Source organism: Rhodococcus sp. CX, from assembly GCF_015865005.1.
Classification (GTDB): domain Bacteria; phylum Actinomycetota; class Actinomycetes; order Mycobacteriales; family Mycobacteriaceae; genus Rhodococcus.
The window spans coordinates 31,202-38,371 of sequence record NZ_JADZGH010000111.1 but is presented as its reverse complement, the minus strand read 5'-3'; the positions used below and the strand labels follow the sequence as shown (position 1 = coordinate 38,371).

Genomic DNA, 7,170 nt, shown 5'->3' with positions numbered 1-7,170 from the left:
CCGGCAGAAGTTGGTCGACGCCGGCAGTGGCGACACCGTCTACACCGACATCTTCGACAAGGCGCGGCACATGCCGTGGCCGGAGCGGTGGGGCGGGCGTGCGCTCACCAACGACTTCACCGCGAACTGGCACGGTCGCGGCGTGGACGAGCAGACCCTCGCCGACGCGTACGTCGCCGACGATCCAAACGTCGGGGTCGTGTACGCGGGAGAGGCGGCCGGTCTCGTTCGGGAGCAGAGGCCGGCCGGGGACGTCGTCCGGGATATCGCGACGCAGGCGGAGGCGCTGCTCGCCCGGTTCGGCAAGCAATAACCGCATCCGCGCTATGTAAGCGCTATGTAAGGTAGCCTTCACCGCCGAGCAGATCGCTTCGCTGCAACCCGATCTCGTACTCGGATCGTGGCTCGTCGATCCCGAGACGGATTTCGACACGCTGTCCGCCGTCGCGCCGACGGTCGCGCCGCTCGGCGACACCGGTGTCGACCGCTGGGACGAGCAGGTCCGCGTGCTCGGCGAGATCCTCGGGCGCAGCGACGACGCGGAGAAGATCATCTCCGATCGTGAGGCCGAGATCGCGGAGGCCGCACTGCCGGGGCTCGCGGGCCGGACCGGAGTGCTGTCCCAGTATGTGGTCGGGCAGGGACAGTTCGCCGTCGTCGACTACCCGACCGTCGCCGCGTTCAACACGCCCTCGTCGCTGTCCATCGGCTACGCGCTCGACACGATCCGGCCGCAGCTCGAGGCGATCGCCGGCGTCTGAGATCAGGACGGGTGGAGATGGGCGGGGTGGAACGCGCCGGTCTGGATCTGCTCCTCCGCGCGGATGACGTGCACCACCGCGTTGATCTGCGCCAGGTGGGTGAACGCCTGCGGGAAATTGCCCAGGTGACGGCCGGTGTGCGGATCGATCTCCTCGGCATAGAGCTCGAGCGGGCTGGCGAAGCCGAGCAACCGCTCGCACAGCGCGCGGGCCCGCTCCACCTCGCCGATCTCAACCAGTGCCGACACCAGCCAGAACGAACAGATCGTGAAGGTGCCCTCCTCGCCGGCGAGACCGTCGTCGGTGGTCTCGACCCGGTAGCGCAGCACCAGGCCGTGTTCGGTGAGTTCGTCGGCGATGGCGAGCACCGTCGCGCGGACCCGCGGATCGTCGGCGGGCAGGAACCGTAGCAGTGGAATCAGCAGCGCCGACGCATCCAGAGACGGATGCCCGTACCGCTGGGTGAACACCCCGCGTTCGTCGACGCCGTGCGCGAGGACATCGGCCTTGATCTCGTCGGCCATCTTCTGCCACTGCATCGCGTAGCTCTTCTCACCCTGCATCGCAGCGAGTTTCGCGCCGCGGTCGAGGGCGACCCAGCACATCACCTTCGACGAGACGAAGTGCTGGGGTTCGCCGCGGACCTCCCAGATTCCGCGGTCGGGTTCCCGCCAGTGTTTCAGCGCCTCCTCGACCTGGAGTTTCAGCAACGGCCACAGCGAATCGGGCACGTGCTCACGGGATTTGACGTGGAGGTAGACCGAATCGAGCATGGTGCCCCAGATGTCGTGCTGCGACTGGTGATAGGCGCCGTTGCCGATCCGCACCGGCCTGGCCTCGTCGTAGCCGCACATATGGTTGAGTTCGGATTCCTCGAGGGTACGTTCCCCGCCGACCCCGTACATCACCTGGAGCGGACGGGGAACGCCGTGCTGGTCACGACTCGCGTCGGAGATGAACGAGAAGAAGTCGTCGGCCTCCCGGTCGAGTCCCAGCGTGTACAGGCCCCACAGAGCGAACGTCGAATCACGCACCCACGCGTAGCGGTAGTCCCAGTTGCGTTCACCGCCGGGAGTTTCCGGCAGCGAGGTGGTCGACGCCGCGAGCAGCGCCCCGGTCGGCGCGTAGGTCAGGCCCTTCAACGTCAGCGCACTGCGCTGCAGATAGCTGCGCCACGGATGATCAGGGAATCGGCCCGTGGTGATCCACTCGCGCCAGAAGTCTGCGGTGGCAGCCATTTTCGCGGCAGCCTCCGCGAACGTCTTCGGAGCCGGGTGGTCGGACCAGGACAGGGCCACGAACACACTGTCACCCTTGTACATCCGGGTGCGAGCGCGCGCCTCACGTCCTTCGAGACCCAGACGCATATCGGTCGTCAGGCGAAGTTCCGGATGCGAACCGGCCGTTTCCGGGCGGCAGCGCGCGGTCGCCTCCTCGTACACCTTGCCGGTGTACTCCCACACCGTGGACTCCCGGTTGTAGTCGAACGCAGGCTCGCAGCTCATCTCGAACTCCACGGTGCCGCTCACGCAGCGGATCGTGCGCAGCAACACGTGCTCGGCATCCCAGTCCGGCGGCGTCCGGCGATGCGTGCGCGACCGGTCGTCGACCGCGTGCCACGGACCCATCACCAGCGCGTCGCGCACCACGATCCAGCCGGTCTCGGTCTGCCAGGTGGTCTCGAGAATCAGCCCACCGGGAAGGTAGCGGCGCGCGGCGGGCACGGTGTGTCCGTGCGGGCCGATCCGGAAATGCCCCGCGCTGCGGTCGAGAATCGAACCGAACACGCTCGGCGAATCCGGCCGGGGCAGGCACATCCACTCGACGGCGCCGTTGCGGGCGACCAGGCAGGTCGTCTCGCAGTCCGACAGGAACGCGTAGTCGTCGATCGGCGGATACGGGCTCCGGTGGAGTATCGGCGGCGGCCGGTCGTCGGGATCGGGGTCGTCGAAGTCGATCGTGGCTCCCATCACCCAATTCTCGGTCCGGCGCGCTCCGCCTGCACGGGGAACGGCCGACGATTCGGTGGTCGTGGACCCGCCGTCTAAGGTGGGTGCGTGGACCGGGTGGCATCGTGGTGGGACGGATTCGAGCTGTGGCTCGCCGGACTGTCCTTCGTGCCGCAGGCCGCACTGGTACTGCTCGTGATGGTGCCGCTGTGCGCCGGCGCGGCCTGGCTGCTCGACCGCGTTCTCGCAGGGGTGTTCGCGGCCGTCGGACGCCGCGAACACGATGTGCCCGTCCCCGCCACGACCGAACCGACGACGAAGGACCGCTGACATGCCGCGCTCACGCGTGACCCTGGCGCTGATCGCGCTGCTCGCCATCGTCGTCGTCGCCTGGTTTCTCACCCGCTGACCGCGCGGTCGGGCATGATCGGCGGCTCTGCTAGAGTCTCCGGCGTGTCCGTAACCACACTGCCCCGCGTGCGCCACGAGCTGGCGCTGATCGCTGTCGGCAGCTTGTCGGTTGCCGACGTCAGCTGTTGTCGCTGATCGATCCTTCCCGACCCGCGGCATCGCCGCACCGGCTTCCGGGCAATCTCGATCGATCTTCCGTGTGCCGATCCCCGGTATCCGCCGGACGCCTCGGGCAGTGCGCACGGAGCCTTCCGGTGCCGATTTCTGCGGGTCACCACCTCCGTACACCGCTCCTGTAGGAAGGCCCCTGTTCCATGAAGAAACGTTCTGCCCTCGTGTTCGCGGCCCTCGCGGCAGCCACCGCGACCGCGCTGTCCGCTTGCGCGGGCGGCGCGAGCGACACCGTCGGTGAGGACAGCGTGGCGGACGGCTCCGGCGGCACCGTCAACCTGTACGCCTACGCGGTCCCGAAGCCCGGCTTCGACCTGATCATCCCCGCATTCAACGCCACCGAAGAGGGCGAGGGCGTTGCCTTCCAGCAGTCCTACGGCGCCTCCGGCGACCAGTCGCGCAAGGTCAAGGACGGTGCGGCCGCCGACTTCGTCAACTTCTCCGTCGAACCCGACATCACCCGCCTCGTCGACGCGGGTCTCGTCGACGCGGACTGGAACACCGGTGCCTACAACGGCATTCCCTTCGGCTCCGTCGTGACGATCGTGGTCCGCGAGGGCAACCCGAAGAACATCCAGGACTGGGACGACCTGCTCCAGCCGGGTCTTGAGGTCGTGACCCCCAATCCGTTCAGCTCGGGATCGGCCAAGTGGAACCTGCTCGCGCCGTACGCCGCGAAGAGCGAGGGCGGGGCCAACCCCCAGGCCGGCCTGGACTTCGTCAACCAGCTCGTGACCGAGCACGTCAAGATCCAGCCGAAGTCCGGCCGCGAAGCGACCGAGGCGTTCCTGCAGGGCTCCGGTGACGTTCTGCTCAGCTACGAGAACGAGGCCCTGTTCGCCGAACGCAACGGGGACCCCGTCGAGCACGTCACCCCGCCGGTCACGTTCAAGATCGAGAACCCGGCCGCGGTGCTGACGAACTCCCCGAACGCGGACAAGGCCCAGGCGTTCAACGACTACCTGTACACCACCGAGGCGCAGCGCCTGTGGGCGCAGGCCGGATTCCGTCCGGTCGACCCGGCCGTCGCCGAGGAGTTTGCGGCCGACTTCCCGCAGCCGCAGAAGCTGTGGACCATCGCAGACCTCGGCGGCTGGTCTGCCGTCGACGCCGACCTGTTCAAGCAGGGCACCGGCTCGATCGCCGTGATCTACGACAACGCCACGAAGTAGGCCCGTTCCGTGAGTACCACCGAGACACGCCCCGGGGCGGGAGCACCAGCTCCCGCCCCGGTGGCGCGCCGCCGGAAGCCGCTGTTCGCCTTCACCGGAACGGTCGGCCCACTCGGCGTCGGCGTCGCCACCCTGTGGCTGAGCATCATCGTCCTGCTGCCGCTCGCGGCACTGACCACCCACGCGTTCGCCGACGGGCTGTCCGGCTTCGTCGACGCTCTCACCGCCCCGGCCGCGCTGGCCACGCTGCGGATCACCGTCGTCGTGTCGGTGATCGTCGCGTTGATCAACGCGGTGATGGGAACCCTCATCGCCTGGGTGCTGGTGCGCGACGAGTTCCCGGGCAAGAAGGTCGTCAACGCGCTGATCGACCTGCCGTTCGCGCTGCCCACGATCGTCGCCAGCATCGTGCTGCTGTCGCTGTACGGGCCGATGAGCCCGATCGGCCTGCACCTGAACGCAACCCAGCCCGGTCTGATCATCGCGCTCGCGTTCGTGACGCTGCCGTTCGTGGTCCGGGCCGTGCAACCGGTGCTGCTCGAAACCGATCGGGAGGTCGAGGAGGCGGCGGCGTCGCTCGGTGCCGACAACTTCACCATCTTCCGTTCCGTCGTCCTGCCGACCCTCGGGCCCGCCATCCTCGGCGGTGCCGGTCTCGCATTCGCCCGCGCCATCGGCGAATACGGCTCGATCGTGCTCATCGGCGGCAACATCCCGTACAAGACGCAGATGGCGTCGCAGTACATCCAGCAGCAGATCGAGATCGACCGGCCGGTCAACGCCGCCGCCGTGTCGGTCGCTCTGCTGTTCATCGCGTTCGTCGCGCTGTTCGTGCTGCGTGTCGTCGCGAACCGCGGCCGGCGCCGAGAGGAGAACGACGCGTGAAACTCTCCGCGTTCACCCGGATCTCCCTGCGCACCGTCGCGCTGGGTTACCTCTTCTTCCTGTTGCTCGTGCCGATCGGCGTCATCCTGTACCGCACGTTCGAGAACGGCATCATGGCGTTCGTCGAGTCGATCAGCACGCCGGCCGCGATCTCGGCACTGAACCTGTCGCTGCTCATCGTCGCGATCGTGGTGCCGCTCAACGTCGTCTTCGGCATCGTCGTCGCGCTCGCGCTCGTGCGCGGCCGCTTCCCGGGTCGCGGTCTGCTGCAGTCGGTCGTGGACCTGCCGTTCGCGGTGTCACCGATCGTGGTCGGTGTCGCCCTGATCATGTTGTGGGGCGCCGGCGGCTGGTTCGGCGGCCTCGAGTCCCTCGGATTCAAGGTGATCTTCGGCCTGCCCGGCATGGTGATCGCCACGATCTTCGTGACGTTGCCGTTCGTGGTGCGGGAGGTCGAACCGGTCCTGCACGAGATCGGCGAGGAACAGGAACAGGCCGCCGCCACCCTCGGTGCGAACGCGTGGCAGACGTTCTGGCGGATCACGCTGCCGGCAATCCGCTGGGGCCTGACCTACGGCATCGTGCTCACCGTCGCCCGCGCACTCGGCGAATTCGGTGCGGTCATCATGGTGTCGTCCGGGTTCCCCGGTGTCTCCCAGACGTTGACGCTGCTGGTGCACGCCCGGTACATCGATGACCACAACACCTTCGGTGCCTACAGTGCCGCGACCCTGCTCATGGCCATCGCCGTGCTCGTGCTGCTGCTGATGACCCTGCTCGACCGCAAGAGGAGTGCCGACAAATGATCACCGTCACCGGGGCCCGCAAGAACTACGGGGATTTCGCGGCGCTCGACAACGTCGACATCGAGATTCCCTCCGGTTCGCTGACCGCGCTGCTCGGCCCGTCCGGCTCCGGCAAGTCGACGTTGCTGCGGTCGATCGCGGGTCTCGAGACCCTCGACTCCGGCACCGTGCACATCGCGGGCAAGGACGTCACCGACGTGACGCCGCAGAAGCGCGACATCGGGTTCGTGTTCCAGCACTACGCCGCGTTCAAGCACATGACCGTGCGGGAGAACGTCGCGTTCGGCCTGAAGATCCGCAAGCGCCCGAAGGCCGAGATCGACAAGAAGGTGGGGGAGCTGCTCGAGATCGTCGGGCTCGACGGATTCCAGCAGCGCTACCCGGCGCAGCTGTCCGGTGGTCAGCGTCAGCGTATGGCCCTGGCCCGCGCGCTCGCCGTCGACCCGCAGGTGCTGCTGCTCGACGAGCCGTTCGGCGCGCTGGACGCGAAGGTCCGCGCCGATCTGCGCACCTGGCTGCGCCGGCTGCACGACGAGGTGCACGTGACGACCGTGCTGGTCACCCACGACCAGGAGGAAGCGCTCGACATCGCCGACCGGATCGCGGTCCTCAACCGTGGCCGGATCGAGCAGGTCGGGACGCCCGAGGATCTCTACGATCGCCCCGACAACGACTTCGTGATGTCGTTCCTCGGCAGCGTCTCCAAGCTCAACGGGCAGCTGGTGCGGCCGCACGACATCCGGCTCGGTCGCACCCCGGAACTCGCCGAGGCTCGGAGCGAGGGCACCGCCGAGTCGCTGGGGATCACCCGCGCGACTGTCGAACGGGTCGTGCACCTCGGATTCGAGGTGCGGGTGGAGCTGCACAACGAAGCCACCGGCGAATCGTTCACCGCGCAGGTCACGCGCGGCGACGCGCAGGCCCTGGGGCTGCGTCCGGGGGAGACCGTCTACGCCCGCGCCACCCGGCCGCCCGCCCTCGACGAGGTCGTGGTGACCGGCGTCTGACGATCGCC

The 7,170-nt window shown here is 68.1% G+C and carries 8 protein-coding genes and 1 pseudogene; 8 read left to right on the top strand and 1 reads right to left on the bottom strand.

The genetic code is table 11. The features are described 5' to 3' along the window. Positions 1-313: pseudogene (locus tag I0Q12_RS32670) on the top strand (nitronate monooxygenase); the annotation flags it as partial. A gap of 52 nt (positions 314-365) precedes the next feature. Further along, positions 366-761 carry an ABC transporter substrate-binding protein gene (locus I0Q12_RS12250; RefSeq protein ID WP_197252216.1) on the top strand — a complete coding sequence of 132 codons (396 nt, stop codon included), beginning with the start codon at positions 366-368 and terminating at the stop codon, positions 759-761. A 2-nt stretch (positions 762-763) separates the two neighbouring features. Here I0Q12_RS12250 and I0Q12_RS12245 read toward each other — a convergent pair whose 3' ends face one another. Then, positions 764-2,731, bottom strand: a complete 1,968-nt coding sequence (locus I0Q12_RS12245; protein WP_197252180.1) for a glycoside hydrolase family 15 protein — start codon at positions 2,729-2,731, stop codon at positions 764-766. A gap of 87 nt (positions 2,732-2,818) precedes the next feature. Here I0Q12_RS12245 and I0Q12_RS12240 point away from each other — a divergent pair, with 87 nt between their 5' ends. The 6 genes from I0Q12_RS12240 to I0Q12_RS12220 all read left to right on the top strand — a co-directional run bounded on the left by I0Q12_RS12240 (position 2,819) and on the right by I0Q12_RS12220 (position 7,162). Then, the gene (locus tag I0Q12_RS12240; RefSeq protein WP_197252179.1) at positions 2,819-3,040 is read left to right on the top strand and encodes a hypothetical protein; all 222 of its coding nucleotides are present in this window, start codon (positions 2,819-2,821) and stop codon (positions 3,038-3,040) included. 93 nt (positions 3,041-3,133) lie between these two features. Then, entirely contained in the window at positions 3,134-3,256 is a 123-nt protein-coding gene (locus I0Q12_RS35100; protein WP_374068688.1) for an Ms4533A family Cys-rich leader peptide, read from the top strand. A 179-nt stretch (positions 3,257-3,435) separates the two neighbouring features. Beyond that, positions 3,436-4,464, top strand: a complete 1,029-nt coding sequence (locus tag I0Q12_RS12235) for a sulfate ABC transporter substrate-binding protein (protein ID WP_197252178.1) — start codon at positions 3,436-3,438, stop codon at positions 4,462-4,464. Positions 4,465-4,524: 60 nt separating this feature from the next. Beyond that, the gene (gene cysT, locus I0Q12_RS12230; protein WP_248673372.1) at positions 4,525-5,349 is read left to right on the top strand and encodes a sulfate ABC transporter permease subunit CysT; all 825 of its coding nucleotides are present in this window, start codon (positions 4,525-4,527) and stop codon (positions 5,347-5,349) included. Beyond that, positions 5,346-6,155: a sulfate ABC transporter permease subunit CysW gene (cysW, locus tag I0Q12_RS12225; RefSeq protein ID WP_197252176.1), complete on the top strand. Its 810-nt coding sequence runs from the start codon at positions 5,346-5,348 to the stop codon at positions 6,153-6,155. Before cysT ends, cysW begins: the two co-directional genes overlap by 4 nt. Further along, positions 6,152-7,162, top strand: coding sequence for a sulfate/molybdate ABC transporter ATP-binding protein (locus tag I0Q12_RS12220; protein WP_197252175.1), 1,011 nt, complete (start codon positions 6,152-6,154; stop codon positions 7,160-7,162). Before cysW ends, I0Q12_RS12220 begins: the two co-directional genes overlap by 4 nt. Positions 7,163-7,170: the final 8 nt, after the last annotated feature.

What these genes read in the sequence shown, in the direction of transcription:
- I0Q12_RS35100 (WP_374068688.1), top strand. Translation starts at nt 3,134, where the DNA reads ATGATCGGCGGCTCTGCTAGAGTCTCCGGCGTGTCCGTAACCACACTG.
- I0Q12_RS12235 (WP_197252178.1), top strand. Translation starts at nt 3,436, where the DNA reads ATGAAGAAACGTTCTGCCCTCGTGTTCGCGGCCCTCGCGGCAGCCACC.
- I0Q12_RS12220 (WP_197252175.1), top strand. Translation starts at nt 6,152, where the DNA reads ATGATCACCGTCACCGGGGCCCGCAAGAACTACGGGGATTTCGCGGCG.
- I0Q12_RS12245 (WP_197252180.1), bottom strand. Translation starts at nt 2,731, where the DNA reads ATGGGAGCCACGATCGACTTCGACGACCCCGATCCCGACGACCGGCCG.